The following is a 22,434-nucleotide window of genomic DNA, read 5'->3' as shown; positions in this document are numbered from 1 at the left end:
TTTCAGTCTGCGCCTGTCCCCGCTGCCGCTGCGGCGCTCGCCCAGGCCCACTGGAAATTGTAACCGCCAAGCCAGCCGGTCACGTCGACGCATTCACCTATGAAATAAAGGCCGGGCACGAGGCGGCTCTCCATTGTCTTCGACGACAGTTCGGCCGTGTCGATCCCGCCCGCCGTCACTTCTGCCGTACGCCAGCCTTCCGTGCCGGACGGCTTGACTGTCCAGCGCGACAGATCCGCGACAAGCGCATCGATTGCCGCATGCGCCATGTCGGCCATCCGGGCGACGGGCGGTAATTCACCGCGCGCCACCAGTAGCGAGACGAGCCGGCTCGGCAGAAGGCTTTCGAAAGCCGTTGTCAGCGCCTTCATCGGATGGGCGGCCTTGAAGGCGGTCAATTCGGCCGCTGCATCCCGTCCGGCCAGCAGGTTGATCGTCACGTCCTCCCCTTCCCGCCAGTAGGACGAAATCTGCAGGATGGACGGTCCGGACAGGCCGCGATGGGTGAACAGCATGGCTTCGTCGAAGCTGGCGCGCGCGTTCAGTGCGGTGACGGGACAGGCGACGCCCGAAATCGAGGAAAAGTCCTCCTTGGCGCGCCCTTCGAAGGTGAAGGGCACCAGCGCGGGCCGCGGCGGGATGAGGGCGTGCCCGAACTGCCGCGCGATGTCATAGGCCAGACCCGTGGCCCCCATCTTCGGGATGGAGAGCCCGCCACTGGCCACCACCAGCCGCCGGGATTCCATCAGTCCTCCAGACGTCTCGACCCGGAATCCGTCCGCGACCTTCTCTACCGACGCGACAGACGTGCTGAGCCGCAACTCGCCGCCCGCGGCGCGCAGATCGTCGAGCAACATGTCGATAATGGCCGCCGAGCGTCCGTCGCAGAACAGCTGACCGAGCGTCTTTTCATGCCACGTGATCCCGCGTCGATCGAGCCGGTCGACGAAGTCCCACGGCGTGAAACGTGCGAGGGCAGACTTAGCGAAATGCGGGTTCTCGCTGATGAAATTTTCCGGCGCGGTGTGGATGTTCGTGAAGTTGCATCGCCCGCCCCCGGAGATGCGAACCTTTTCGGCCGGTTTCGCTGCGTGATCGATCACGCAGACGCGCAGGCCCCGTTCGCCCGCACGGGCGGCATAAAACAGGCCTGCAGCCCCGGCACCGATGACCAGAGCATCAAAGATCGGGAGGTTTTCAGTTGCGCTCATGGCAGTGCTGTCAGGCGCGAGGCCTTCGGCGTCAAGTTCGGTTTCCCGAAGCCGTTGCAAGGCGCTAGCCTGCCGGGATGAAAAAATCCGAATACACAGACGAACTCACCCGTCTGCAGATCCAGCTCGTCGCGCTCCAGCGGGATGTGATCGAACATGGCCGCAAGGTCGCCATCGTGTTCGAGGGCCGCGATGCTGCCGGCAAGGACGGCACCATCAAGCGGATCATCGAGCATCTGAGCCCGCGCGATCTTCGCGTTGTTGCCCTCGGAAAACCCTCCGATCGCGACAAAGCTTCCTGGTATTTCCAGCGCTATGTGGCCCACCTGCCCGCCGAGGGTGAAATCGTCCTGTTCAACCGCTCCTGGTACAACCGTGCGGGCGTCGAACACGTCATGGGCTTCTGTACCCCCGCCGAATATCACGCCTTCATGTCGGACGTTGGCGCATTCGAGAAACTGCTGGCCGATGCCGGAATCCACCTTCTGAAATACTATCTCGACATTTCCCGGGACGAGCAGGCGGCACGACTGGCCGAGCGCGCCGAAAGCCCCCTGACACAATGGAAGATCAGCCCAATCGACGCTGTCGCGCTGGAGCGTTTCGTTGACTATTCCGAGGCCCGCAACGCCATGTTGGCAAACACCAGCAACCCCGTTCCCTGGCGCGTCATTCCCGCAAACAGCAAGCGCCGGACCCGGCTGACCGTCATCCGCGACATGCTCAACGAGATACCGTGTCCGGAACTTTCCGGTCAGACCCCGGCTCCATCGCCCGGAGACCGTTACCTCTGGGCGCAAGGCAATCAGGACTTCTCGGTCCTCGCCGGCTGACCCCTGGGAGGATCAGGCCTGATCCAGGCGCCATTCGAGCAGGTCCAGCCGGTCCTGCCCGAAAAACGCTTCGCCGCGATACACCATCAGCGGCACACCCCAATGATGCTTGGCCTGTTCGGTCTCATTGTCGCGGATGACCGCCTCGAGCCGCGGCTGATCTTCTGCCTGTTGTACATCCATCGCGGCGAGGTCGAATCCCTCCGCTGCGACGGCCTCCGCCATGACGCCGTCCCGGGTCCACGGCTGTCCGGACCAGATGCAGGTCGACACCGCGTCGAGGAAGGCCCATCCGCGCGCATCACCCTCCTCCGCCGCGAGGACGCCGAGCCGGGTCAGGCGTCCGATATGCGGCTGGTTCGCGTCAACCTCGCCGGTCGCCAGGTCCATGACGATCGGATCGGGATCAAGCATGCCGATCGGACGGCCCAGATAGTCCGCGAGCCGCACGACATCGTTGATCAGATAGGGCACCCATTGCGGCCGGACCTGTTTGAAGAAGCCGGGTTCGCGCACCGCGAGCGGATAGACGGGACGCGGCCGGATCGGGATGTCCCGCTCCGCCGCCATCGCCCGGAGCCGCTTTGCCGCGAGGTAGGAATAGGGCGAGCGGAACGACCAGTAGACGTCCACCCCGTCCTGCGTCTCGGATTTGTGCATCGGGAACCCCCTGCCCGTCGATCCATTCCCTCACTGAAGGCCCTTCGCGGGCCGCGATCAAGCGAGGTGAAGACAATGACGAAGGACCATGGCGCATCGATCAAGAACGACAAGCTCTACGAAGACCTCCGCGACGACGGTATGAGCAAGGAAAAGGCGGCGCGGATCGCCAACGAAAAGGCGAGCGGCGGCCATCCGTCGAAGAAAGGCGGCGCGCACGCCCCTTATGAAGACTGGTCGAAGGACGAATTGTACGACCGCGCACAGGAGATCGGCATCGACGGCCGGTCGGACATGACGAAGGATGAGTTGATCAACGCCCTGCGTGACCACTGAGATCGACGGGCTCCGGCTCAGTGTCTCCGGGCCGCCGGGGCAGTTCGAACCGCCGGGCGGGAAGGAATGAAATTGCCTCCCGGCTTTCGTGATGGATCAGTTCCATACGGTCCGCTTCGATCAGGATTTCATTGAATCCGGACGGTTCGTCCCTTGTGCGTTCGGAAAACGTCGTGGACGCCCCGACGAACCAGCAGACATGGCTCTCCCCGGCTCGTGGCAAGGCGAATGTCTGATGCAGATGCCCCGTCAGGACGAGATCGGCCGCTGCCGACAGGATCTCCGCGGCGTGCTCGCCGCGTTTGGTCCTGGCCCGGCCCTTCGATCCGTTCGGGGCAATCAGCGGATGGTGACAGGCCACGAATTTGATCGGCTGCTCGCCGTTCTCCAGCTTGCGCGACAGGACCAGCGCATCGCTGCGCGAGACGCGACCAAGGGACCAATCCAGTTGCATCTGCGCCCGCCGTGCAGTGTGCAGCGTTTCACCCAGAACCACGTCAGTCTCAAGCCGCGGATCAATACGGCCACCAAGAGCCCGTTCGAACCGCTGCCAGGGCGTGAAGAAGCGATGATCGAGCGCACGGGACGGTACATCGTGATTACCGGGCGCACCGATCACCGGGCACGGCAAGGCGTCGAAGAACTGGCGGGCCGCCGCGAACTCCTTGCGTCTCGCGCCCTGTGTGAAGTCCCCGGTGGCCACGATCAGATCGGGCGGCTCGGCCATGCAGTAGTCGATGAAGGCATCAACAAGCGGGCGGTGTTCGCGCCCGAAGTGCAGGTCGGCAATGTGAAAAAGACGGATCATTCCGGCGGTCTGAGAACCCTTACGGCTTTGGGAACCACGCGAATGCGCGCGTGATGGTGTGCGAAGGCCGGTTCACCATCGAGCATGACCGGGAGCGCCCGGCGCGATGTCATCACGACCTGTTCGCCGTCGAGTATGCGTGTTCTTCGGCTCTGACCCAAGCCGCGTGCGAGCGCCTCGACCCCCAGTCCGAAAAAATCCCACATGCCGCGCAAACGGAAGGCGATGCATTGCAGCACGGGCTTGGCGGTCTCGGGCGGTTCGATGCCGGCGAAACCGGACAGGGAATCGTTGATCGCGACGAACGCCCCGCTGGCCCGGAAGCGCGTCGCGGATTTGCCCGATCGCATTTTGAACCGGATCCGCGGGATCAACATGTGTTTGAAGGCGACGCGCGCACGGCGCCAGGCGGTCGAAAACGCATGATCCCGGCCGCCCGGGCGCATGGCCTCACGCGCCCGCCCCATGACGGCGGGAAAGCCGACGGCCGCGGCGACAATGAAGTATTCGCCGTTGATCATGCCCGCATCGATATCGTCGACCAGATAGTTTTCGAGCTCGGACATGATCGTTCCGGCGTCCCGATCACCGTAGAGCCGGTGCGGCAGGATATTCGCCGTTCCGAGCGGCAGGGGCACGAGTGCGGCGCGGCAGCCGCGCTTGGCCAGCATCTGCATGACGGACCGGGCCGTGCCGTCCCCTCCGGCGATGGCGATCGCGTCTGCACCGCATTCATGGGCAGCGAGGCAGGCCGCTTCGAAATCGTCCGCGACTTCGAAGACATCGATCAATTCCGACCGGCAGGCATCCTTCAGAGACTGGATGGCCGCTTCCGCATCCGCCTCGACCAGGCTCCCGCTACGTGAATTCACGATCAGCGCGACACGGAGCTTTTTTGGGGACTTGTTTCGCGTCCCATCGGTTTCAGTGTCGGTTTTCAAACCATCCGTCCGTCGTTCTGAGACTGCGTCCCTCTCCCCGCAGCAAACGCACTCGCCTGAAATTTCGTTCCGATGCCGTGCAGCGGACAGGAACTTTTCCGAACAGCGCACGTTCAATGCCCCGACGCCGGATACTTCCGTCCGGTCAGATCATAGGAGAATGGAATGCTCCGTTGGGCCCTTATTTTTCTGGTGATCGCCCTGGTCGCTGCCGTGTTCGGCTTCGGCGGAATTGCCGCCAGCGCGGCCGGTATCGCCAAGATCATCTTCTTCATCTTCCTGATCATCGCGATCGTCGCGGCGCTGGGCGGTGCCCTGCGTGGCCGCGGTCCGCGCGTCTGATCCGGAACCGACACCCAGACCTTAAACTCTGAGGAGAAATCCCGATGAAATACCTTTCGCTCACAGCCACCATTCTGTCCGCCGTGTTGTTGACGGCCTGCAATGACGGCCCGGCCGAAAATGCCGGCGAAGATGTCGATGATGCCGTCGAGGAAGTCACCGGCGAAGACACCGATACGTTCGAGGAAGCCGGCGAGAATGTCGATGATGCCACGGACGAAGATCCGGGCCGCCAGTAAGCGACTGATGGAGAGACGAGATGGCGCGCCAACCCGCTGCCAGCAAGAAATCGGAGGAAACCGAAATGGCTGATATCCAGAAGGATCTCACCGCGCTGCGCAAGGACGTGAACAAGCTGGTTCAGGATCTTGCCCAGCTGGCCGAGTCGGAAGTCGAACATGGTGTCGACTCCACGAAGAAACTCGCGAAGAAGGCGGGTCAGCAGGTCGAAAAGACCGAAGACCGGACCCGTGAAATGATCCGCGAAAACCCGTTTGCCGCGTGCGGCATCGCGCTCGGCGCGGGCTTTCTCGGAGCCCTCATGCTGCGCCGATAGGCCGGAATGATGCGAGGACTACTCATCGTCATCGCGCTGATCGGACCGATCGTGGCGATCATCTTCGGGACGCACGCCCTCTGGACCTGGCTTGATGCCAATTGGGGGACGAGTTTTGCGAGCATGATCGTCGCGATCGCCTTTCTGCTGATCGCGTCGCTATCCGCCCTCGTCGCGCTCCTCCTCAAGAAGGCAGAGCCGCCAAAGGACGAGGAGCCTGCCCCGGCTCAGTCGGGCGGCCTCCTGGCGATCGCGGAAGCTGCGATCACACGGCGTCCGTTCGAAAGCATCAGCGTCATGGTCGGGCTGGGCGCCTTGCTGGCCCGCCATCCGGGTCTGGCCATGATGGCCATAAGGCGCTTTCTCTGACCTGTGCCGCCATCGCATTGCATCGGAACACCCCGCTCCGGCGGGGTGTTTTTTGTGCCACACAGGCGCGACTCACGCCGCGAATCGGGAACTGGCCGTTCGCGCCAGGCGTTTGAATGTCATGAAGCACCGCTCGGCATATACGCGCGTCACAGGCGCAAGCTGGCTTAAGGAAGCCGCCCGCATCATGGCGATTGCGGCAGGCGGTCTCCTGACCATTCTGGGTGTGACGATCGCGGTGACGCCGCTGCCTTTCGGTGCCTTTCTGATGGCGACCGGCCTGGTCACCCTCATCAGTGCCAGCCCCACTGTTGCTCGTGTCGTCCGCGACCTGCGGACGCGTTTCGCGCCGGTCGACCGGACGCTGTGTCTCGCGGAACGCTTCAGCCCGTCCTGCCTTGCCCGCGTGCTGCACTCGACACTGCCCGAACGTCCCCGTCTGATCGCGGCTCCTGTCCGCGCCTGATTTCGGAATGATCCAAATGAACGAAGACACTTCCAGCCAACCGCACGGCCGGGTCATCCTGACCTATGGCCGCAGCCTCATGAGCCTCGCGGCCGCCCAGGTCCTCAACGACCGCGGTCTTGAAGTCATCGGCTGCGACTCCATCGACCTGACCGTGACCCAGCATTCCCGCTACTGCAGCGACTATGCGGTGCACCGGGACTTCGACGAAGATCCCGAGGGGTTCATCGACGACCTGGTCGCCATTGCAGAGAAGCACGCGCCGGCGGACGACCGCCCCTACGTCCTGATGCCGGTCTTCCGGGAAACCAAGCTGATTGCGCGCAATGCCCACCGCTTCCGCGGGGTGATCACGGTCGCTGCGCCGCCCTGGGAGGCGATCTCCGGGGTCGAACCCAAGGACCAGCTGATCGAGACCGCGGAACGCGCCGGCGTTCGCGCGCCCCGTGCTGTGAAGCTCGAGGGACACCCTGACCGCGAAGAGGCGATCCGGTCCATCCCCCTGCCCGCACTGACCAAGCCGGCCGAAGGGGTCGGAGGCCGCGGCATCGAGCGGCACGACGACCTGGAGTCGCTCAAAGCCCATCTCGATGACCATCCGGAGGACGAACCGCTTCCCATCCTGCAGGAGTTCGTCGAGGGCGAGGACTATTGCTTCTGCGTCCTGTGCCATGATGGCGAAATCGTTGCGCACATGGCCTACCGGAACCTGCAGTCCTATCCGAAGGGCACCGGAGCCGGCGTGCTTCGCGAGACCGTCGACGACGAACTGTTTCTGAAGGAAGCCCGTCCGCTGATGAAATCTCTCGAATGGAACGGCGTGTGCGAGATCGACTATCGCTGGACGGGCGAACCGGAAGACCGACCCTGTCTGATCGAGGTCAATGCGCGCTTCTGGGCGGGCCTGTTCCACTCGATCGCCAGCGGCATCGAATATCCGTGGCTCTGGTACCAGCTCGCGACCGAAGGCCGGTGCGACGAGCCGCGCAAAGCCGAGATCGGCCGGAAATCGAAAGTTCCCTTCTTCTGGTTCCTCGCGGCCGCGCAGGATGCTGCTGCGCATGAGGACTATCCCCAACGCCTGCACCAGGCCTGGGAAAACCTCACCCATGGCACGGACGATGATCGCAACACCTTTGACAAGCTGACCGACCTCGCGAAGGCGACCTTCGATGCGCCGGCATTGGCCCATCTGGTCAAATCCGTCATGGAGGCGCACAAACAGGGCGAGGAATCCGCGGTGGACTTCATACCGCCAGAGGATCCGGGTGCAGCATTGGGGGCCTTGTTCGTCGCCAGTTCGCTGATCCGGCACGGAAAATTGCCGCCCGAACTGAAGAATGGCTGATTGAGGATTGTAGGCATTGGCAGGCCGGCAACGGCAAAAACCCCGGATTGGCATCACCAAGCCCGACGGCCGCGACTGGCTCGTCTTCCTGTCCCTTGCGCTGTCTGTCCGCCTGGCGGGAGGGGAACCCGTCAAGGTCACACCTGCCCTTCCCCACGCCCCCGGAGATTTCGACGGGCTGCTGCTTAGCGGCGGCCTCGACCTCAATCCGCATCTATATGAAGGCAAGGTCGACCCGGCGAGCCGATATGACGACGCGCGCGATGCGCTCGAAATGGCGTGGGCCCGCCAGGCCTGGGAGACCGAAATGCCGATCCTGGCGATCTGCCGGGGCTGCCAGCTGCTGAATGTTTCGCGCGGCGGCGATCTCGTGCAATCCATCGACCCGGACGTCGTGAAGACCTATCCATCGGGTCCGGTCGGCTACGCGCTCTATCGCAAGCCGATCGATCTGGCGCCGGACTCGCGCCTCGCCGCCATCACGGGTGGGACCAGGCTGATGGTCAATTCCCTGCACCGGCGCGCCGTCCGCGAACCGGGAGACGCGCTGCATGTCACGGCGCGGGAATCCCATGGCGGCATCCAGGCCATCGAGGCCGACGGCGACCGCTTCGTCATGGGCGTACAATTCCACCCCGAACTGATGATCTACCGGTCCGACATGCGCGCCCTGTTCCGGGCCTTCGTGTCAGCTTGCCGCTGACCGTGTGTTCAAAGACGCAAACAAAACGGCCCGGGGCGAACCCCGGGCCGTTCCATTTCATCGCTTGAGCGATTGATCGCCTAGCGCAGGTCGATGAGGACCTCGGCGCGGCGGTTGAGCGGCTCACGCGCGCCATCCGGCGTCTCGACGGCAGGACGGGTTTCCCCGAAGGCCTGCAGGGAGATGCCGCCGGCCGGCACGCCAAGGCGCACCATCTCGTCACGAACCGCGCGGGCGCGGCGTTCCGAGAGGCCGACATTGTAGGACGCGGCACCCGAACGGTCGGCGTGACCGTCGATCTGGACGCTCGCGACGCCGCAAGTGCGCGCCTGCTCCACGGCCTGGTTGATCACCGTGCGCGCCTGGTCGGTCAGGTTCGAGCGGTCCCACTCGAAGTAAACGACGAAGCCGACATCATCGCATTCCGGCGCCGGGGGCGGCGGAGGCGGAGGTGGCGGCGGCGGAGGCGGCGGAGGGGGCGGCGGCGGAGGAGGCGGAGGCGGCGGCGGGGGCGGCGGAGCCGCGAACACATACCGCAGACCAAGCCACACTTCGTGACCGTTCAGAGAACTGACATCAGTGTTCTGGAACTGGGTCTCGCCCGTCGCGAAATAGCGGTACTGCGTATCGAAATACCAGTTGTCGCCCATCGCCCAGCCAACGCCGGCAATCAGGTTCCAGACGAAGGTGCCGTCATCGTCACGCGCCACGACATAGCGAGTATCGGCCGGTCCGGCATTGGGAACCGGACGCGACCCGGTGGTCCAGCCCGCCAGCGAGCCGCTGACCTGGCCGTAACCGGCACCTGCACCGAGATAGGGCTGGATCCAGCCATCGCGGTTGAAGTCGTAATAGGCGTTGAACATGGCCGACCAGATATGGAAGTCACTGGCCGAGTCCTCGTAGGCGCCGATCGCGCCGGTTTCGTTGTAGCGATGGGAGCCTTCGATTTCCCAACGCCATCCATTGTCGTAGGAATAGCCAAAGGCCAGCGCCTCGCGCCAGTTGGCTTCACCCTGGATCTCGCGATCCGGTGTGCCGGCGAGATTGACGTCGGCGTCGCTCGGGCCGCCATAGCCAACGGACAGGCTGCCATACCAGCCCTCATCGGCGTGAGCCGTCGAGAAAGCCGGGATGGACAGGGCCAGACCGATCGCGGCGGCTGTCATCAGGTTCTTTTTCATTGATCCCCTCCATGGGCGCGCCCCGCCGGAAAGCCGGCAGGACGCGTATGGTGTTTGGTTATTTGTCCGGATTTCCGGGCCTAGCAGCCGCGGAATTCGCCATTGCGCCAGTAGGTGCAACCGTCGCCATTGTTCACGTAGTAGTACCGGTTGGCCCGGCTGTCGTAATACAGCTCGGAATGACGGTTGTTGTTCTGGCTCCACGGGCAGACGCCGTCACGCTGACAGCCGACCGCGGCACCACCGGCGGCACCAACGGCTGCGCCGATGGCCGCACCGGTCGCGGCATCGCCGGAACCCGTATTGTTGCCGATGGCGGCACCGGCCGCAGCGCCCAGGGCACCGCCGACAACGGCATCACGCGTGGTGTTTTCGTAGCCCGCACAGGCCGTCAGCGCCATTGCCGGGGCCAGGCTCGCAATAAGCAGGAAGCGTCGCATGGGATTTACTCCTTCAGGTCGTTCGCCCCGATCAAACGCTTGCCGCCGCAGAGTGTTCCGTGTCGATTTGCTGACGGACCATATTCGCGCGGCAGGATCGGGACGGGAAAGGAAGAAGCGACGCGGAAACCGCGCCGCTTCTGCAGGTATCGGATCAGCGTCAATCAGCGCGACGGATCCGCGATCTCCTCGTCGTCGAGCGTGTCGACGTCATCGTTCTCGTCTTCGTCCATGCCGTCGAACGCATCATCGTCGCTCAGCGGATAATCGGACGCGCGGTCTTCATCGAAGTCCGGAAGTGCGGCGAAACCTTCGGCATCGACCAACAGGTTGATCGAGTTCTCGCCTTCCAGGTTCGAAACGAGTTCGAACTCGCCGTTCTCGATCAGGACCTCGCGGCCACCGACTTCGGCGATGCCGCCGGTTTCGATGACGATCGCCTCGACTTCACCGGCCTCGGACAGGCGGACACGCTCAACCGTACCCAGTTCCGCACCGGCCGAACCGAACACTTCAGTGTCGATCCAGTCATGGTCATCGGTGAAGCCGTTCTGAAGCTCGGCTTCGTCCCAGGACTCGTCGGTGTCGAGTTCGTCATACGCCGCGTCCTCGTCATCGATCATCGGATCGTCGAGGATCGGATCGGTCGTTTCGGGCATGTCGCTGGTGACCGGCGGGGTCTGGTTGTCTTCCGGCGTGACCTGCGGGTCATCGGCAAAGGCCGGGGCCGTGGTGAGGGCCAGCATCGACGTGGCAATCAGAAAGCGTTTCATGGCAGTGTCTCCATCTGCGTTCGGGATCTCCATCCGGAATGCATCGGCATTCAGGAAGGGAACGCGGGAAACCGCAGGTGGTTCCAGCCAGTTGCAGTTGTTTGAAATACAATTTCCTTAGTTTTTTCAGCAGCTAAAAGAAAATGGCGGCAATCGGGCGCCGCCATCTCGAATGCGTCAAATTTCAATCCGTCTAGCCGAGCACCAGGCGCTCGAGATCGCGGGTTTCGACGGCGCGTTTGCGCGCCTTGAGCAAGGGTTCGGCAAGCGTGTGAATGTCGATGGGCTCGTCATCCGGATCCGCATCGATGTTCAGCCGGAAGCGGTGATGTTCATGCCGCAGGGTCCGGCGCGGACGATAGCGTTCGAGCATCGAACACCCGCTGGCATCGACCATATCGAAGGCGTCGTCTCCGGCATCAGCCAAAGCATCCAGCAGCCGCTGCAGCATCCACGCGGTCGACGGCGCGAATTCACGCGACACCCGCTCCGGGTCCTGTTTCGCCGCGGAATTCCCTACCGAACGTGGCAGGTTGATCATGCCGGGATGCGATCCGGCCCAGTCCGCAACAGCTTCCGCCGCGCCCAGGGCGTGAGGCAGCGACTGTTCGGCGGCAAATCGCAGTATCGGCATGAGGGTCGCCGGGGCGTTACCGGTCGCAGTTCCGGCAGCCGGCCGCAGGCCTCCCCCGTTCATCGCATGCATCCAGCGCGACAGATTGGGCTTACGCGAGAGCAGTTCGGCTCCGAACGCAGTCTCGTTCCAAAGGAAGAGGACAGGCGCCGCGAGCGCACAGTCCGCGACTGTCGGGGCACCGCCCAGGAGATAGCGCGACGACTCGAAATGCGTTTCAAGCAGGTCCGCCAGTTCGCTGATCCGCGCGGCGCGCGACGGCCACGTCTTGTCGATCAGGCCCTGTCGACCGAGCCGCGCCCGCACCTGGGCGTGCAGACGGCGCGAAACGCGGTCCAGCATGTCGTCCTCGTGATCGGGATAGAGCGTTACCGCCAACTCCCTTGCCGCGGCGGGCTTGTCACTCGACCAAAGTGCAAAGGACGCCGTCGGCGAAAGCCAGTCGTCCGTGAACATCTCCATCAGGCGGCAGGCAAAGCGAAGTGGACCGTCCTGGGGGTAAAGATCCTCGCCCGGCTCGCGCGCCTCGATATGGTCGATCATGGCGCGGGTATCCTGCACCGTCTCGTTCGACGGCGTGACCAGTACCGGGATATCGATCCGCTTCAAGCGCGGAAGGATTTCGCTCTTCAGAATCAGGCGCGATGCGAACACCTCCCGGAAGGCAACATTCCGCCATTGCAGGTACAGCCTGATCTTCAGGCTCGCGATCGATTCCGGTGATGTAATCAGACGATAGTGCCGCATGGGTCTGTCTCCCTTGCGGGCAAGTTGCGCCGGTTCGGCGCCTAGCCCTCGGCTTCAACCTCGAATGACTGGCCGCCGAACGAGAATTCGACGCGTTCGGTCCGGCTTTCATGCCAGAGCAGACCAGCGAGCACGATCACGGCAATCGCCAGACCGGCGACCGCCAGGTGAAGCGGGCGGATATTGGACTTGTGAGCGTTCATGACAGCCTCCTTGTTGGCCCTCAAAACGCTGCGACCGGAATTTCGTTCCGCGGGAGAATATTCAAGCCGCGGGAACCGGCTCTTCACCTCGGCGTTTCTTTCCCGACTAGCGTGAGGAGTTGACCAATGGATGCCCTGCTGGCCCGTCTGAAAAATTATGTCGAACTGCCCCGGCCGTCCGAAGCGGCGCTGACCGGCCTGTCACACGTGCTGAAACAGATGCCGCGCGGCAAGACGATCATAACCGAGGGCGAAGTGATCCGCCGCATCCACGTGATTCAGAAAGGCTGGGCCATCCGCAAGCGTATTCTCGAGGATGGCCGTCGCCAGATCATCAACTTCCTGTTGCCGGGCGACGTCTTCGACCTTCAGGCAATGATCGATTCCAAGTCCGACCACGGCATCGAGACGATCACGCTGTGCGAGGTGCGGTCCATTCCAACGACCGAATTCCTCAGCGTGGTTTCCGCCCACCCTGCCCTCAGTTCGGCTCTCTGGTGGTCCGCCGTCCAGGAAGAGGGCATTCTGCGCGAACACATCGTGCGTGTCGGCCGCCGCAACGCGATCGAACGGATTTCCCACCTGCTGTTCGAACTGCGCCGCCGTCTGATCCTGACCGGGAATGCCGATCCGGATGATCCGGTCGCCCTGCCCCTGAGCCGTCAGTTGATCGCCGATGCGGTCGGCCTCTCGTCCGTCCACGTTTCGCGGACCGTCTCGACCATGCGGCGGATGGGGCTGGTCGCAACCAACGCCCATCTGCGCATTCTCGATCCGGAATCGCTCGCCTCCATCGCAGGCTTCGATGGCAGTTACCTGCATCTCGACGCGAAGCCGTTGGAAACGATCCGCTTCAGCGATGGCCGCGGTACAATGGCATGACGCCGGTATCATAGGTTAGGGCGCGCAATAAACTTGCACGCCAGTCTTCCGCAACATCATTTGCGGGAGATTGTCATTCTCGATTTCGCACTTTGCCTTGTTCCCCGCCTCAGGCGGTTCGCACGGCTCATGATCGCCGACGCCGCCCGGGCGGATGCGGCACTGCTGACGGCCGTGGAAGGGTGTCACGTCGCGCTGCGCGAGGCCCGGGATCATCCCGGCGTGGTCAAGGTGCTGTTCTCGGCTGCCGCGGCGGCTCTCGAACAGGACGCCCGCGCCTTGAATGTTATTCCCCTGTTCCGAAGCACCGGCTTCGATGGCCCCCAACTCCTCCCCGCCTTCTGGTCTCTCCCCTATGACGAGCGGCTCGCCGCATGCCTGATCGTGGTCGAGGAATTCGATCCGGCCCTGGCCAGTGCGACGTCGAACGTGCCCGCGACCATGCTGGCCGACAGGGCGAACCGCGCCATCGCGCGGCTCAGCGGCACCTTGCCCCACCGCAACCTATTCGAGACGCGATAGAATTTGAGGCTGAATGCAACGATGAGCGACACCCGCAAGGACGAAGCGGCGAGCAAGAAGCACTCCGCGACACGCGAGGCGATGCGCCGCCTCGGCGACGCCGTTCTCAGCCAGCTCGAGCCGGATGATCGGCTGAGCCGGGCACTCACGGAAAACCCTGTCGGGGAAAAGGAACCGGACTGACCGGAATCAAGTGTCCGGCTGGCAGAGCGAGGACGGAGGGATCCAACGGGGGGGACAGGCGCTCTACCAGCCGGACATCAGAAAAACGCCTGATAACGAAATTTGGTTCCGGCTTCGGGCAGAAAATTTACATTGGAAATTTCATAAGGAATTTCTGAGGCTTGGGTAAAATGAAAAATGCGCACCCGAACCCGGATGCGCATTTTTTCTTCTTCGTTTCGATCCAACGGACTCACACCGGGGGGCGTCCGCGGATCGCATCGCCGACGCCGCGCAGGATGATCAATGCGATCGCGACGAAAAACAGGATTTGGGCCACCAACGCCGCCGTGCCGGACAGTGCGAAAAATCCGAAATACCCGGCGATCAGGGCGATGATGATGAACAGCAGCATCAGTTCCAGCATGTCAGTCTCCATCAGGGATCCAGGTCCGTAACCGTCACCGGTTCAACCCCGCGGATCACCCCCGGGTTCCACATTCAGACGACAGCCGTCACTTCGCCTCCTCGTGGACACATTCCTTGGAACCGGACCGTGTCCGGAGCGTTTCGGTCACGAACTTCAAGAAGGAGTCGTGAACATGCAACGCATCTGGCAAGCGGGAACCGCCATCGCCGCCGCGACGCTGTTCGGCGCGTCCGCCCCGTCCATCCTGCCGCATCACGAGGCTGCACTCGAAGCCGCACGGGGACTGGACGGAAACACCTATTTCGAAGCCCGCATCACGGAAGTCGACGGCCGGGCCGTCGGGTCGGTGGAACGCGTCCACCTGAATCAGGAAGGTCAGGTTGAAGCGCTTGAAATCCGCTGGCGCGCCGGCTGGACCGCCGACCCGTTCGTCCTCACGCAATCGGTCGACCGGTTTTCCTACGATCGCGATGCAGACACGCTCATTTCTGATGCGCGCGCCGAAGTCATGCGCGATTGGGCCATGGAAGACGCCCGTGCCGTTGCGCAGACCGGCGGCCTTCCGGTCAACCGGGTCGGAGAAGGTGTGCTCGCCGGTGCGCAACTGGTCTCTGCGGACGGGTCGCCGCTCGGCCGTCTGGTTGACGTCGAGACGGACGAGAGTGGCGCAATCCGCGCACTCGTGACGGTCCGGCGAACCGGCAGCTGGTTCAACACCCGGACCGAACGCCACACCTGGCGGGCCGAACAGGCGCGCTGGGTTGCGTCGGAACGCGAGATCCGGCTTTCCGCTGACATCTGACCCTCAACCTTCCACCCCGTCCCAAACCCGAGAGGAGATTTCCATGCTGAGTTGGGCCATTTTGTTTTTCGTACTTGCCCTGATTGCCGCCGTGTTCGGCTTCGGGGGTATTGCGTCTGCCTTCGCAGGTATCGCGCAGATCCTGTTCATCCTGTTCCTGATCCTGTTCGTGATCGCGCTCGTGGTCCGGCTGGTCCGCGGTGGCGCCCCCAGGGTCTGACGCCGCCATACAAGCGGCCCTTAAAAAAATGCCCCGCTCGATCGAGCGGGGCTTTTTCATGGGATGTGACGGACGTTCAGTCCGCTGCGTCCTGGACGGCTTCACCGGCGTCCTCGACGTCCTCACCAGCACCGTGGACGGTGTTGCAGCCTGCAACCGTCACCGCGAAGAAGGACAGGAAGATAAGCGCGAGAAACTTGTTCATGAGTCTAGCCTTTCGGTTTGAACTACCGAGCAAGCAACGCATGTCATCCGGTTCTGGTTTCACGAAATGGAAGATTCTTCCGCGCCAGCGTCGATGTGCTCGAGCGGGAAACGCAGCGCGATACGAACGCCCTCATTCGGCTTGCCATCGATCTCGAATTCGCCCTCGAGCTGGATCGCGAACGCCTCGAACAGGGACGAACCGACACCCTGCCGGCGCTCGGCTTCCGAAAGCCCGACGCCGTTATCGGCCACCAGCGTCTCGATCCAGACATCGTCACCCCGCTCGAACTCGTCGAGCTTGATGGTCAGCACGTTGTCGGCGTTCCGGTCCGGGAAGGCGTGCTTGTAGGCGTTCGTCATCGCCTCGGTAATGAACATGGAGAGCGGCACGGCTTCGTCGGTACTGATCACCCGGTCCTTGAGGGAACTTTGGAAGTCGAGGCGTACCGGGCCCTTGTGGCCCGGGCCGGCTTCATGCGTCAGCCGGCATAATTCCGTCAGGAAGGGTTCGATCCGGATGAAGCGGAGATCCTCGGCCTCATAAAGATTGCGGTGAACCATGGCGAGTGCATTGATGCGCGCCTGGGCCTCACGCAACGCTGAGACGGCCTCGGGATCGGCGACATTCCCGAGCTGCAGGTTCAGCAAGCTCGTGACAATCTGGAGGTTGTTCTTAACCCGGTGATGCACTTCCCGGATCAGCGTCTGCTTGTACTCGATTGCGTCGTTGAGGTCCTCGTCACGCTCGGCAATTCGCGTCGCCATCCACTGGAAGCTGTCGGCCAGTTCGCGGATCTCCCGCGGCGCCCGCTCGGCGCGGACCGGAACGATCTCGTATCGGCCAAGCCCGTATAGTCTTGCGATCCGCCCCAGATAGGACAACCAGCGCAGAATCAGGTGATCGGTCGCAATCCAGATCGCAATGAGCGCGAGTAGCCACATCAGCAAAGGCAAAACGAAGGTACTCGAGACGTCGAGCAGCGCCCAGGACAGGAGCGACGGCTTGGGCGCGGACAGAAGGACGTAGATGTCACCTTCGATCAGCGAAGCGACCGCCAGGGTTCTGACCCCGGTGTCGTCACTCTCGCGTTCGAAGACCACGATCTGTCCGAGGTCGGCCCGCTCAAGAAAGGCCGGGTCGACATTGTCGACCCGCAGCTGGGTCCGTTCGGTGATGACCGTACCGCTGCGGTCCACGATACCGGCGATCAGACCATCCTCCGCGTCGTCGCGGCGGATGCCGAGTTGCTGGATCATCGAAACGCGAATGCCCGTCGCCATGACGCCGGCTATTTCGCCCTCCTGGTAGAAGGGCAAAGCCGTTACAAGAACCGGCTCGCCTGTGCTGACTCCGATCCGGAAGTTGCCGATCACGAAATCCTGTGCGGCAAGCGCGCCCTGAAACCAGTCTGTATCTGCAAAATTGGTCTGTGCGCCCATCGACGCTGCCGAGCACACGACCTCACCGTCCAGGTCAAAGATCGCGAAATTGGTGTAGGCCCGATTGCGTTGGGTGATCCGCGCCATCGCATTGTTGCAGCCGGCACCGAGATTGGCGACTTCGGGAATGGAGGAGATGGTGATCATCAACTCCTCCGTCCCCCGGATCAGCAATTCCTGGTCATGCGCCAACAGCCGTGCGGACGCGGCGAGTTCCCGCTCGAGAATCTCCTGCTGGTTGCGACCGTCGATCCAGGCCTGGATCGCGGCGAGGACGAAGATCGGCGATAGTGCAAGCGCTACAAGAACCAGAAGTCGCGCGCGAAGCCCCGGTCGAAAGCGCGAAGCTTCGGTGTCAGCCACGGTCCCCCGCCAGCGCATGAGCCTCGGCGATGATCTCCTCGGCAGCCTTCAGGGCGTCAGTTCCGGTGACCTTTGTCGCGGGACGTTCGGACAGAAGTTTCGTCAGAGCTGCCCTCGCACGGTTCACGCGGCTCTTGATCGTCCCGACCGCGCATTCGCAGATTTCGGCGACCTCCTCATAGGCAAATCCCCCTGCCCCAACGAGGATTAGCGCTTCGCGCTGTTCGGGGGGAAGAGACGACATGGCATGCTTTAGATCGGCAAGTTCCATGATCGAATCCTGTCCGGCCGGCATCGTTGCCATGCTCTCCAGACCGTCATCGCTCGTCTCGTTCTTCCGCCACGCCTTGCGGCGTTCGGAATAGAAATGGTTGCGCAGGATCATGAAGACCCACGCCTTCAGGTTCGTGCCTGGCTCGAACCGGTCACGCGCCTGCCACGCCTTCACCAGCGCTTCTTGCGCCAGATCGTCGGCTTCGCTGGCATTGTTGCAAAGGCTTCGCGCGAACGCACGCAGGTGGGGGATCAGACCGGCCAGGTCCTGACGAAACACCGCGGCGTCCGACGCAGTCGAACTATCGGCTTTCATCACCGCTCTCCTCCTCCTCGGCACGGTCGAGCTTGGACAGAAGGTCCATGAAGTCGTCCGGCACCGGCTCATTCACGACCTCGTCGTAAAACTCGCGCAGCCGTCGGCCGATCGCGTCCTGTGCGGTACGGCCAGCGGCCCCGCCGAGTGCGGAGTCGCGATGTGCCTGGGAAGGTTCTGCTTTTTTGGTCATTACAGTATCCAGAGTGGCATGCCGGATCCGTCAGCCGGCACACGAATGCTTGCTTCAGCGCTTATAACAGCCGGGAGCCGTTCGGGTTCCATGCTGGTGAGATTATTTTTCACTGCGGGGAACCAATTTGCGTCTGAACGGTTTAAACCGGCTGGAACGACCGATTTTGAACGGGGAACTATCTGCATGAGTTTCGTGAATGAGCTGGGGCCGCACCTGCCTTTCCTGCGGCGCTACGCCCGCGCACTGACCGGGTCGCAGAACAGCGGCGACGCCCATGTTCGCGCCGCACTTGAGGCCGCGATTGCCGACCGCAGCGCGCTCGATACATCGCTGCCGGCGCGCGTCGCGCTGTACCGTCTGTTCCACGCGGTCTGGAACAGTGCGGGTGCCACGCTGGATGCGGCCAATGACGAAGGCGAAGCGGGATCCGGTCCGGAAGACCGCCTCCGCCGACTGCCTCCGGTCAGCCGGCAGGCCCTGCTGCTGACGGCGATGGAGAATTTCTCCGGCAAGGAAGCCGCGCAGATTCTCGGTGTCAGTGACGACGAGGTCGATCAGCTGACCGACAAGGCGCGCGAGGAAATCGACGCGGTCCTCAAGACCAATGTCTTTATCATCGAGGACGAACCGATCATTGCGGCCGACCTGCGACGGATCGTCGAAAGCCTGGGCCACGAGGTCGCCGGTCAGGCGCGTACAAAGACCGAGGCGCTGGAACGCGCCATTCCGGCCAAGCCCGGCCTGGTGCTGGCGGACATCCAGCTGGCCGACAATTCCTCGGGCATCGATGCGGTGCACGAGATCCTGAAATCCCACACCTGTCCGGTGATCTTCATTACGGCCTTCCCGGAGCGACTGCTGACCGGCGAACGGCCCGAGCCGACCTATCTGATCACCAAGCCCTTCCTGCCGGACGCCGTGAAGGCAGCGATCGGTCAGGCGCTCTTCTTCGCCTGAGCCGCCCCTCCCGGAATAAATTTGCAGCGGGTCGCGGAAACGCGGCCCGTTTTGCTTTTTGCGGCCAGAAGACGGCAGTGGCGGGAACGTCTCGCCACATCAAGGCGTTGATCCAGCATTGAGGTGCAGCGGCGCTACCGCGGCGTCTCGAAGGAATGGCTGGAGGCTTCCATGAGTGCGTTGACCCTGATCGCGACCGCCCTGCAAATGTCGGCTTCCCCGGCGGGATTTGACGCAGCGGACGAATGCCGGGCCTCGACCGGTGGCTTGACGGGTGTCGTCGCCGAGATATCGGGGCTCACGGCCGACCAGGACTATGCCCCCGCGCTTTCCCTGAACGATGCTCCCGGTTGCGCACCCCGTTTCAACATGTTCGAGCCGGAAGCGTTCGCCGGGGACTCGCTCGAAACCCCGGTACGGCTGGCGACGTTTTCGCGGCTCGACCGCCCGAATGACGGCACCGGCCAATCCAGTTCGCTTGGCGTGACCATCCAGTTCGACAATGCCGACGTCCAGTTTCCGTCAATGGCCATCGTCGCCGGTATGGACCGTCGCACGATGTTCCTCGCGCCCGGCCTGAACGGGTTCCGCGAGCCGGTGGTGAACCTGTCGGATTCGCTGGACGTGGCCGACGGCTATGGCGGTGTGGCCTGGCGCCTGTCGCCCGACCGCTTCGTGTCGGTCAGCTATGTGCGCCAGGAGCGCTCGTTCAATTCGGGAATGTCGGAATGGCGCGAGCAGGACCACTTTGTGGGCTTCGTGTTCAATCAGCGCTGGTAGACGAAAGCCCGCCGCATCAGGCGGGCTTTTTCTTGCGGATCAGCCAGCGATAGATGCCGACGACATTGATGATGGTCAGCACCACATTCTGCAGGCTCAGGGGCGGCTCGCCCTCCCCGATCCCGACGACGATCCAGCTCAGCGATGATGCAGTGAAAACAACGAATCCCCAGCCGGTGACCTTGCGGCCGGCATCCACTGAAATCATCACGGCGGCAATGATGCCGGACGCCATGGCGAACCAGCCGAGAAAGTCGATCATCATGCGCTCCTGTCAGGTCAGCGCCGCGATCGACGCCTGCCGACAACGCCTGCATGCGAAGCAGGTTCCACCCTTCACTTCGAGACGGCACGGACTAAGCTGCGCCCACCGCGCCGGGATACGAACGATCGGCGCAATGGGAGGATGACTATGCAGAAATGGTTCTACAGCGCAGCGATCGCTGCCCTGATGACCGCCGCCGCAGCCGGGGCCCAGACCCCGCCGGAAGGCGAACCCGGCACGACCCCTGCCGAAGCCACCGCGACCCCCGAAAACATGCCGACCGTCGATGACGCCCGCGCTTTCCTGAGCGACGCCGAGGCCGAACTCGCCGAGTACAACGAATACGCGTCGCGCGTTTACTGGGTATATGAGAACTTCATCACCTTCGACACCGAGCGCCTCGTGGAACGCGTCGGGGCCGAAGGCACCGAGATGGCAGTGCGGCTTGCCAACGGAACGGCACCTTTCGCGAATATCGAACTGCCGGAGGATTTGCGCCGCAAGATGACGGCGCTGACCGCCGGCATCACCCTGCCCGCGCCGTCGAGCGATGGCGCCGCGACGGAGCTCGCCTCGATCACGACGCGCATGAGCTCGGCCTATTCCACCGGCACGATCGAGGTGGATGGCGAGACAGTTCCGCTCAACGAACTGGAAGTCCTGATGCGCACCGAGCGCAACCCGGAATTCCTCGCCAATATCTGGAATGACTGGCGCGCGGCGATCGACCCCGACACCATGGCGGCCGACTATGCCCGGATGGTCGAAATCACCAATGAAGGCGCCCGCGAACTGGGCTTCGACAATCTCGCCGAGATGTGGCTGTCGAACTACGACATGCCCGCCGACGAGATGGAAGCCGAGGTCGAGCGCCTGTGGGGCCAGGTCTCGCCGCTCTACGAGCAGCTTCACTGCTATGTGCGCGCCGAGTTGAACGAGGAATATGGCGACGACGTCCAGCCGGAAACCGGTCCGATCCGTGCCGACATCCTCGGAAACATGTGGGCCCAGGGCTGGAGCGGCCTCTACGACATCGTCGCTCCGGAAGGCGCCGGCGAGCAGTATGACCTGACGCAGCTTCTGGTCGATCAGGAATACGATGCGCTGCGCATGGTTGAAACCGGCGAAGCCTTCTTTTCCTCGCTCGGGCTCGAGGAACTGCCGGACACGTTCTGGGAGCGCTCGCTCTTCACCCGTCCGGAAGACCGCGACGTCGTTTGTCACGCCTCGGCCTGGGACCTCGACTCGCAGGAAGACATCCGTATCAAGATGTGCATCTCGATCAATGCGGACGATTTCCGCACGGTGCACCACGAGCTGGGTCACAATTACTATCAGCGTGCCTACCGCCATCAGGACACGCTGTTCCAGACCGGCGCGCATGACGGTTTCCACGAAGCGATCGGCGATTTCATCGCTCTGTCGATCACGCCGGATTATCTGGTCCAGATCGGCGTTCTGGATGAAAGCCAGGTGCCCGACGAATCCGCCGACACGGGCCTCCTGCTCGAGCAGGCGCTCGACAAGATCGCCTTCCTGCCCTTCGGTTATCTGATGGACCAATGGCGCTGGCAGATCTTCCGCGGCGAGACCACGCCTGACGAGTACAATGAATCCTGGTGGGAGCTGCGGGAACGCATCCAGGGCGTGACCCCGCCGGTTGACCGGCCGGACAACGCCTTCGACCCGGGCGCGAAGTATCACATTCCGAACAACGTGCCCTATCTGCGCTATTTCCTCGCGCACATCCTGCAATACCAGTTCCACCAGGCGGCCTGTGAGATGGCTGGCTGGGAAGGCCCGCTGCACCGCTGCTCGATCTACGGCAACGCGGAAGTCGGCGAGCGCTTCAACGCCATGCTGGAAATGGGCGCGTCGCAGCCCTGGCCGGATGCGCTGGAGGCCTTCACGGGCACCCGCGAGATGGATGGCTCAGCGATCATCGCCTACTTCCAGCCGCTGATGACCTATCTGGAAGAAGAGAACGAAGGCCGCGCCTGCGGCTGGTAATCCCTTCACAGGCGTATGAAACGGGGCGGTCCGGCAGCGGGCCGCCCTTTTTCAT

32 protein-coding genes are annotated in these 22,434 nt (G+C 63.1%); 17 read left to right on the top strand and 15 right to left on the bottom strand.

What is annotated here, in order from left to right:
• Window positions 1-2: 2 nt before the first annotated feature.
• Window positions 3-1,211 carry an NAD(P)/FAD-dependent oxidoreductase gene (locus L5876_RS04380; protein WP_236954884.1) on the bottom strand — a complete coding sequence of 403 codons (1,209 nt, stop codon included), beginning with the start codon at window positions 1,209-1,211 and terminating at the stop codon, window positions 3-5.
• 77 nt (window positions 1,212-1,288) lie between these two features.
• On the opposite strand from L5876_RS04380, the gene ppk2 reads away from it, so the two are divergent.
• Entirely contained in the window at window positions 1,289-2,044 is a 756-nt protein-coding gene (gene ppk2, locus L5876_RS04375; RefSeq protein WP_236954883.1) for a polyphosphate kinase 2, read from the top strand.
• 12 nt (window positions 2,045-2,056) lie between these two features.
• Here ppk2 and L5876_RS04370 read toward each other — a convergent pair whose 3' ends face one another.
• Window positions 2,057-2,704: a 2-hydroxychromene-2-carboxylate isomerase gene (locus tag L5876_RS04370; protein ID WP_236954882.1), complete on the bottom strand. Its 648-nt coding sequence runs from the start codon at window positions 2,702-2,704 to the stop codon at window positions 2,057-2,059.
• 75 nt (window positions 2,705-2,779) lie between these two features.
• Between L5876_RS04370 and L5876_RS04365 the strand changes: the two genes are divergently transcribed.
• Window positions 2,780-3,040, top strand: a complete 261-nt coding sequence (locus tag L5876_RS04365) for a Rho termination factor N-terminal domain-containing protein (RefSeq protein ID WP_236954881.1) — start codon at window positions 2,780-2,782, stop codon at window positions 3,038-3,040.
• On the opposite strand, the gene L5876_RS04360 is transcribed toward L5876_RS04365, so the two are convergent.
• Both L5876_RS04360 and L5876_RS04355 read right to left on the bottom strand, forming a co-directional pair.
• Window positions 3,018-3,848 carry a metallophosphoesterase gene (locus L5876_RS04360; RefSeq protein ID WP_236954880.1) on the bottom strand — a complete coding sequence of 277 codons (831 nt, stop codon included), beginning with the start codon at window positions 3,846-3,848 and terminating at the stop codon, window positions 3,018-3,020. The two genes, L5876_RS04365 and L5876_RS04360, sit on opposite strands and share 23 nt — an antisense overlap.
• Window positions 3,845-4,900 (bottom strand): diacylglycerol kinase family protein, encoded by a 1,056-nt coding sequence (locus L5876_RS04355; protein WP_336886684.1) that lies wholly within the window; start codon window positions 4,898-4,900, stop codon window positions 3,845-3,847. Before L5876_RS04355 ends, L5876_RS04360 begins: the two co-directional genes overlap by 4 nt.
• A gap of 54 nt (window positions 4,901-4,954) precedes the next feature.
• Here L5876_RS04355 and L5876_RS04350 point away from each other — a divergent pair, with 54 nt between their 5' ends.
• The 7 genes from L5876_RS04350 to L5876_RS04320 all read left to right on the top strand — a co-directional run bounded on the left by L5876_RS04350 (window position 4,955) and on the right by L5876_RS04320 (window position 8,573).
• Window positions 4,955-5,131, top strand: a complete 177-nt coding sequence (locus L5876_RS04350; protein WP_039710817.1) for a DUF1328 family protein — start codon at window positions 4,955-4,957, stop codon at window positions 5,129-5,131.
• A gap of 44 nt (window positions 5,132-5,175) precedes the next feature.
• Complete coding sequence (locus L5876_RS04345) at window positions 5,176-5,370, top strand: hypothetical protein (RefSeq protein ID WP_236954878.1); 195 nt, start codon at window positions 5,176-5,178, stop codon at window positions 5,368-5,370.
• Between the two features lie 65 nt (window positions 5,371-5,435).
• Window positions 5,436-5,687, top strand: coding sequence for a YqjD family protein (locus tag L5876_RS04340; protein ID WP_236954877.1), 252 nt, complete (start codon window positions 5,436-5,438; stop codon window positions 5,685-5,687).
• 6 nt (window positions 5,688-5,693) lie between these two features.
• Complete coding sequence (locus L5876_RS04335) at window positions 5,694-6,056, top strand: hypothetical protein (protein WP_236954876.1); 363 nt, start codon at window positions 5,694-5,696, stop codon at window positions 6,054-6,056.
• Window positions 6,057-6,177: 121 nt separating this feature from the next.
• Entirely contained in the window at window positions 6,178-6,522 is a 345-nt protein-coding gene (locus L5876_RS04330; RefSeq protein ID WP_236954875.1) for a hypothetical protein, read from the top strand.
• A 16-nt stretch (window positions 6,523-6,538) separates the two neighbouring features.
• Window positions 6,539-7,870: an ATP-grasp domain-containing protein gene (locus L5876_RS04325; RefSeq protein ID WP_236954874.1), complete on the top strand. Its 1,332-nt coding sequence runs from the start codon at window positions 6,539-6,541 to the stop codon at window positions 7,868-7,870.
• A gap of 16 nt (window positions 7,871-7,886) precedes the next feature.
• The gene (locus L5876_RS04320) at window positions 7,887-8,573 is read left to right on the top strand and encodes a gamma-glutamyl-gamma-aminobutyrate hydrolase family protein (protein ID WP_236954873.1); all 687 of its coding nucleotides are present in this window, start codon (window positions 7,887-7,889) and stop codon (window positions 8,571-8,573) included.
• Window positions 8,574-8,653: 80 nt separating this feature from the next.
• On the opposite strand, the gene L5876_RS04315 is transcribed toward L5876_RS04320, so the two are convergent.
• The 5 genes from L5876_RS04315 to L5876_RS04295 all read right to left on the bottom strand — a co-directional run bounded on the left by L5876_RS04315 (window position 8,654) and on the right by L5876_RS04295 (window position 12,554).
• Window positions 8,654-9,757, bottom strand: a complete 1,104-nt coding sequence (locus L5876_RS04315) for an OmpA family protein (protein WP_236954872.1) — start codon at window positions 9,755-9,757, stop codon at window positions 8,654-8,656.
• A gap of 80 nt (window positions 9,758-9,837) precedes the next feature.
• Entirely contained in the window at window positions 9,838-10,197 is a 360-nt protein-coding gene (locus L5876_RS04310) for a YMGG-like glycine zipper-containing protein (protein WP_236954871.1), read from the bottom strand.
• 164 nt (window positions 10,198-10,361) lie between these two features.
• Entirely contained in the window at window positions 10,362-10,970 is a 609-nt protein-coding gene (locus tag L5876_RS04305; RefSeq protein ID WP_236954870.1) for a PRC-barrel domain-containing protein, read from the bottom strand.
• Window positions 10,971-11,163: 193 nt separating this feature from the next.
• Window positions 11,164-12,351 carry a glutathione S-transferase family protein gene (locus L5876_RS04300; protein ID WP_236954869.1) on the bottom strand — a complete coding sequence of 396 codons (1,188 nt, stop codon included), beginning with the start codon at window positions 12,349-12,351 and terminating at the stop codon, window positions 11,164-11,166.
• A gap of 41 nt (window positions 12,352-12,392) precedes the next feature.
• Window positions 12,393-12,554, bottom strand: a complete 162-nt coding sequence (locus tag L5876_RS04295) for a hypothetical protein (protein ID WP_236954868.1) — start codon at window positions 12,552-12,554, stop codon at window positions 12,393-12,395.
• A 126-nt stretch (window positions 12,555-12,680) separates the two neighbouring features.
• Between L5876_RS04295 and L5876_RS04290 the strand changes: the two genes are divergently transcribed.
• The 3 genes from L5876_RS04290 to L5876_RS04280 all read left to right on the top strand — a co-directional run bounded on the left by L5876_RS04290 (window position 12,681) and on the right by L5876_RS04280 (window position 14,141).
• Window positions 12,681-13,436 (top strand): Crp/Fnr family transcriptional regulator, encoded by a 756-nt coding sequence (locus L5876_RS04290; RefSeq protein WP_236954867.1) that lies wholly within the window; start codon window positions 12,681-12,683, stop codon window positions 13,434-13,436.
• A 129-nt stretch (window positions 13,437-13,565) separates the two neighbouring features.
• Window positions 13,566-13,958, top strand: a complete 393-nt coding sequence (locus L5876_RS04285; protein ID WP_236954866.1) for a hypothetical protein — start codon at window positions 13,566-13,568, stop codon at window positions 13,956-13,958.
• 21 nt (window positions 13,959-13,979) lie between these two features.
• A complete protein-coding gene (locus L5876_RS04280) occupies window positions 13,980-14,141 on the top strand; it encodes a hypothetical protein (protein ID WP_236954865.1) in 162 nt (53 codons plus the stop codon).
• A gap of 232 nt (window positions 14,142-14,373) precedes the next feature.
• Here L5876_RS04280 and L5876_RS04275 read toward each other — a convergent pair whose 3' ends face one another.
• A complete protein-coding gene (locus L5876_RS04275) occupies window positions 14,374-14,547 on the bottom strand; it encodes a DUF1328 domain-containing protein (RefSeq protein WP_039710920.1) in 174 nt (57 codons plus the stop codon).
• Between the two features lie 175 nt (window positions 14,548-14,722).
• Here L5876_RS04275 and L5876_RS04270 point away from each other — a divergent pair, with 175 nt between their 5' ends.
• Complete coding sequence (locus tag L5876_RS04270; RefSeq protein ID WP_236954864.1) at window positions 14,723-15,352, top strand: hypothetical protein; 630 nt, start codon at window positions 14,723-14,725, stop codon at window positions 15,350-15,352.
• A 43-nt stretch (window positions 15,353-15,395) separates the two neighbouring features.
• Window positions 15,396-15,572: a DUF1328 domain-containing protein gene (locus L5876_RS04265; protein ID WP_236954863.1), complete on the top strand. Its 177-nt coding sequence runs from the start codon at window positions 15,396-15,398 to the stop codon at window positions 15,570-15,572.
• Between the two features lie 76 nt (window positions 15,573-15,648).
• Here the strand turns inward: L5876_RS04265 and L5876_RS04260 are convergent, their stop codons facing one another.
• From L5876_RS04260 to L5876_RS04245, 4 genes are read right to left on the bottom strand one after another with little or no spacing between them, the layout of a single operon-like run.
• On the bottom strand, window positions 15,649-15,777 hold the full coding sequence (locus tag L5876_RS04260) for an entericidin A/B family lipoprotein (protein WP_236954862.1): 129 nt from the start codon (window positions 15,775-15,777) through the stop codon (window positions 15,649-15,651).
• Between the two features lie 59 nt (window positions 15,778-15,836).
• Window positions 15,837-17,582, bottom strand: a complete 1,746-nt coding sequence (locus L5876_RS04255; protein ID WP_236954861.1) for a histidine kinase dimerization/phosphoacceptor domain -containing protein — start codon at window positions 17,580-17,582, stop codon at window positions 15,837-15,839.
• Window positions 17,575-18,171, bottom strand: coding sequence for a sigma-70 family RNA polymerase sigma factor (locus L5876_RS04250; RefSeq protein WP_236954860.1), 597 nt, complete (start codon window positions 18,169-18,171; stop codon window positions 17,575-17,577). The genes L5876_RS04255 and L5876_RS04250 overlap by 8 nt, the downstream gene beginning before the upstream one ends.
• Complete coding sequence (locus tag L5876_RS04245; RefSeq protein WP_272906834.1) at window positions 18,158-18,364, bottom strand: NepR family anti-sigma factor; 207 nt, start codon at window positions 18,362-18,364, stop codon at window positions 18,158-18,160. Before L5876_RS04245 ends, L5876_RS04250 begins: the two co-directional genes overlap by 14 nt.
• A gap of 186 nt (window positions 18,365-18,550) precedes the next feature.
• On the opposite strand from L5876_RS04245, the gene L5876_RS04240 reads away from it, so the two are divergent.
• Together L5876_RS04240 and L5876_RS04235 are read left to right on the top strand one after the other, a co-directional pair.
• A complete protein-coding gene (locus tag L5876_RS04240; protein WP_236954859.1) occupies window positions 18,551-19,324 on the top strand; it encodes a response regulator in 774 nt (257 codons plus the stop codon).
• 171 nt (window positions 19,325-19,495) lie between these two features.
• Window positions 19,496-20,104 carry a hypothetical protein gene (locus L5876_RS04235; RefSeq protein ID WP_236954858.1) on the top strand — a complete coding sequence of 203 codons (609 nt, stop codon included), beginning with the start codon at window positions 19,496-19,498 and terminating at the stop codon, window positions 20,102-20,104.
• Window positions 20,105-20,120: 16 nt separating this feature from the next.
• Here the strand turns inward: L5876_RS04235 and L5876_RS04230 are convergent, their stop codons facing one another.
• Complete coding sequence (locus tag L5876_RS04230) at window positions 20,121-20,366, bottom strand: hypothetical protein (protein WP_236954857.1); 246 nt, start codon at window positions 20,364-20,366, stop codon at window positions 20,121-20,123.
• 150 nt (window positions 20,367-20,516) lie between these two features.
• On the opposite strand from L5876_RS04230, the gene L5876_RS04225 reads away from it, so the two are divergent.
• Window positions 20,517-22,379 (top strand): M2 family metallopeptidase, encoded by a 1,863-nt coding sequence (locus L5876_RS04225; RefSeq protein WP_236954856.1) that lies wholly within the window; start codon window positions 20,517-20,519, stop codon window positions 22,377-22,379.
• The last annotated feature ends 55 nt before the right edge of the window (window positions 22,380-22,434 follow it).

This window comes from Hyphobacterium sp. SN044 (genome assembly GCF_021864465.1).
In the GTDB taxonomy this organism is placed as follows: Bacteria; Pseudomonadota; Alphaproteobacteria; order Caulobacterales; family Maricaulaceae; genus Hyphobacterium.
Note: the sequence above shows the minus strand (reverse complement) of the source record. Positions and strands in the feature narration are given on the sequence as shown.

Excerpts from the sequence above, each read along its gene's own strand:
- L5876_RS04380 (WP_236954884.1), bottom strand. The coding sequence starts at position 1,211 with ATGAGCGCAACTGAAAACCTCCCGATCTTTGATGCTCTGGTCATCGGT.
- ppk2 (WP_236954883.1), top strand. The coding sequence starts at position 1,289 with ATGAAAAAATCCGAATACACAGACGAACTCACCCGTCTGCAGATCCAG.
- L5876_RS04370 (WP_236954882.1), bottom strand. The coding sequence starts at position 2,704 with ATGCACAAATCCGAGACGCAGGACGGGGTGGACGTCTACTGGTCGTTC.
- L5876_RS04365 (WP_236954881.1), top strand. The coding sequence starts at position 2,780 with ATGACGAAGGACCATGGCGCATCGATCAAGAACGACAAGCTCTACGAA.
- L5876_RS04360 (WP_236954880.1), bottom strand. The coding sequence starts at position 3,848 with ATGATCCGTCTTTTTCACATTGCCGACCTGCACTTCGGGCGCGAACAC.
- L5876_RS04350 (WP_039710817.1), top strand. The coding sequence starts at position 4,955 with ATGCTCCGTTGGGCCCTTATTTTTCTGGTGATCGCCCTGGTCGCTGCC.
- L5876_RS04345 (WP_236954878.1), top strand. The coding sequence starts at position 5,176 with ATGAAATACCTTTCGCTCACAGCCACCATTCTGTCCGCCGTGTTGTTG.
- L5876_RS04340 (WP_236954877.1), top strand. The coding sequence starts at position 5,436 with ATGGCTGATATCCAGAAGGATCTCACCGCGCTGCGCAAGGACGTGAAC.
- L5876_RS04335 (WP_236954876.1), top strand. The coding sequence starts at position 5,694 with ATGATGCGAGGACTACTCATCGTCATCGCGCTGATCGGACCGATCGTG.
- L5876_RS04330 (WP_236954875.1), top strand. The coding sequence starts at position 6,178 with ATGAAGCACCGCTCGGCATATACGCGCGTCACAGGCGCAAGCTGGCTT.
- L5876_RS04325 (WP_236954874.1), top strand. The coding sequence starts at position 6,539 with ATGAACGAAGACACTTCCAGCCAACCGCACGGCCGGGTCATCCTGACC.
- L5876_RS04315 (WP_236954872.1), bottom strand. The coding sequence starts at position 9,757 with ATGAAAAAGAACCTGATGACAGCCGCCGCGATCGGTCTGGCCCTGTCC.
- L5876_RS04310 (WP_236954871.1), bottom strand. The coding sequence starts at position 10,197 with ATGCGACGCTTCCTGCTTATTGCGAGCCTGGCCCCGGCAATGGCGCTG.
- L5876_RS04305 (WP_236954870.1), bottom strand. The coding sequence starts at position 10,970 with ATGAAACGCTTTCTGATTGCCACGTCGATGCTGGCCCTCACCACGGCC.
- L5876_RS04300 (WP_236954869.1), bottom strand. The coding sequence starts at position 12,351 with ATGCGGCACTATCGTCTGATTACATCACCGGAATCGATCGCGAGCCTG.
- L5876_RS04295 (WP_236954868.1), bottom strand. The coding sequence starts at position 12,554 with ATGAACGCTCACAAGTCCAATATCCGCCCGCTTCACCTGGCGGTCGCC.
- L5876_RS04290 (WP_236954867.1), top strand. The coding sequence starts at position 12,681 with ATGGATGCCCTGCTGGCCCGTCTGAAAAATTATGTCGAACTGCCCCGG.
- L5876_RS04285 (WP_236954866.1), top strand. The coding sequence starts at position 13,566 with ATGATCGCCGACGCCGCCCGGGCGGATGCGGCACTGCTGACGGCCGTG.
- L5876_RS04280 (WP_236954865.1), top strand. The coding sequence starts at position 13,980 with ATGAGCGACACCCGCAAGGACGAAGCGGCGAGCAAGAAGCACTCCGCG.
- L5876_RS04275 (WP_039710920.1), bottom strand. The coding sequence starts at position 14,547 with ATGCTGGAACTGATGCTGCTGTTCATCATCATCGCCCTGATCGCCGGG.
- L5876_RS04270 (WP_236954864.1), top strand. The coding sequence starts at position 14,723 with ATGCAACGCATCTGGCAAGCGGGAACCGCCATCGCCGCCGCGACGCTG.
- L5876_RS04265 (WP_236954863.1), top strand. The coding sequence starts at position 15,396 with ATGCTGAGTTGGGCCATTTTGTTTTTCGTACTTGCCCTGATTGCCGCC.
- L5876_RS04260 (WP_236954862.1), bottom strand. The coding sequence starts at position 15,777 with ATGAACAAGTTTCTCGCGCTTATCTTCCTGTCCTTCTTCGCGGTGACG.
- L5876_RS04250 (WP_236954860.1), bottom strand. The coding sequence starts at position 18,171 with ATGAAAGCCGATAGTTCGACTGCGTCGGACGCCGCGGTGTTTCGTCAG.
- L5876_RS04245 (WP_272906834.1), bottom strand. The coding sequence starts at position 18,364 with ATGACCAAAAAAGCAGAACCTTCCCAGGCACATCGCGACTCCGCACTC.
- L5876_RS04240 (WP_236954859.1), top strand. The coding sequence starts at position 18,551 with ATGAGTTTCGTGAATGAGCTGGGGCCGCACCTGCCTTTCCTGCGGCGC.
- L5876_RS04235 (WP_236954858.1), top strand. The coding sequence starts at position 19,496 with ATGAGTGCGTTGACCCTGATCGCGACCGCCCTGCAAATGTCGGCTTCC.
- L5876_RS04230 (WP_236954857.1), bottom strand. The coding sequence starts at position 20,366 with ATGATCGACTTTCTCGGCTGGTTCGCCATGGCGTCCGGCATCATTGCC.
- L5876_RS04225 (WP_236954856.1), top strand. The coding sequence starts at position 20,517 with ATGCAGAAATGGTTCTACAGCGCAGCGATCGCTGCCCTGATGACCGCC.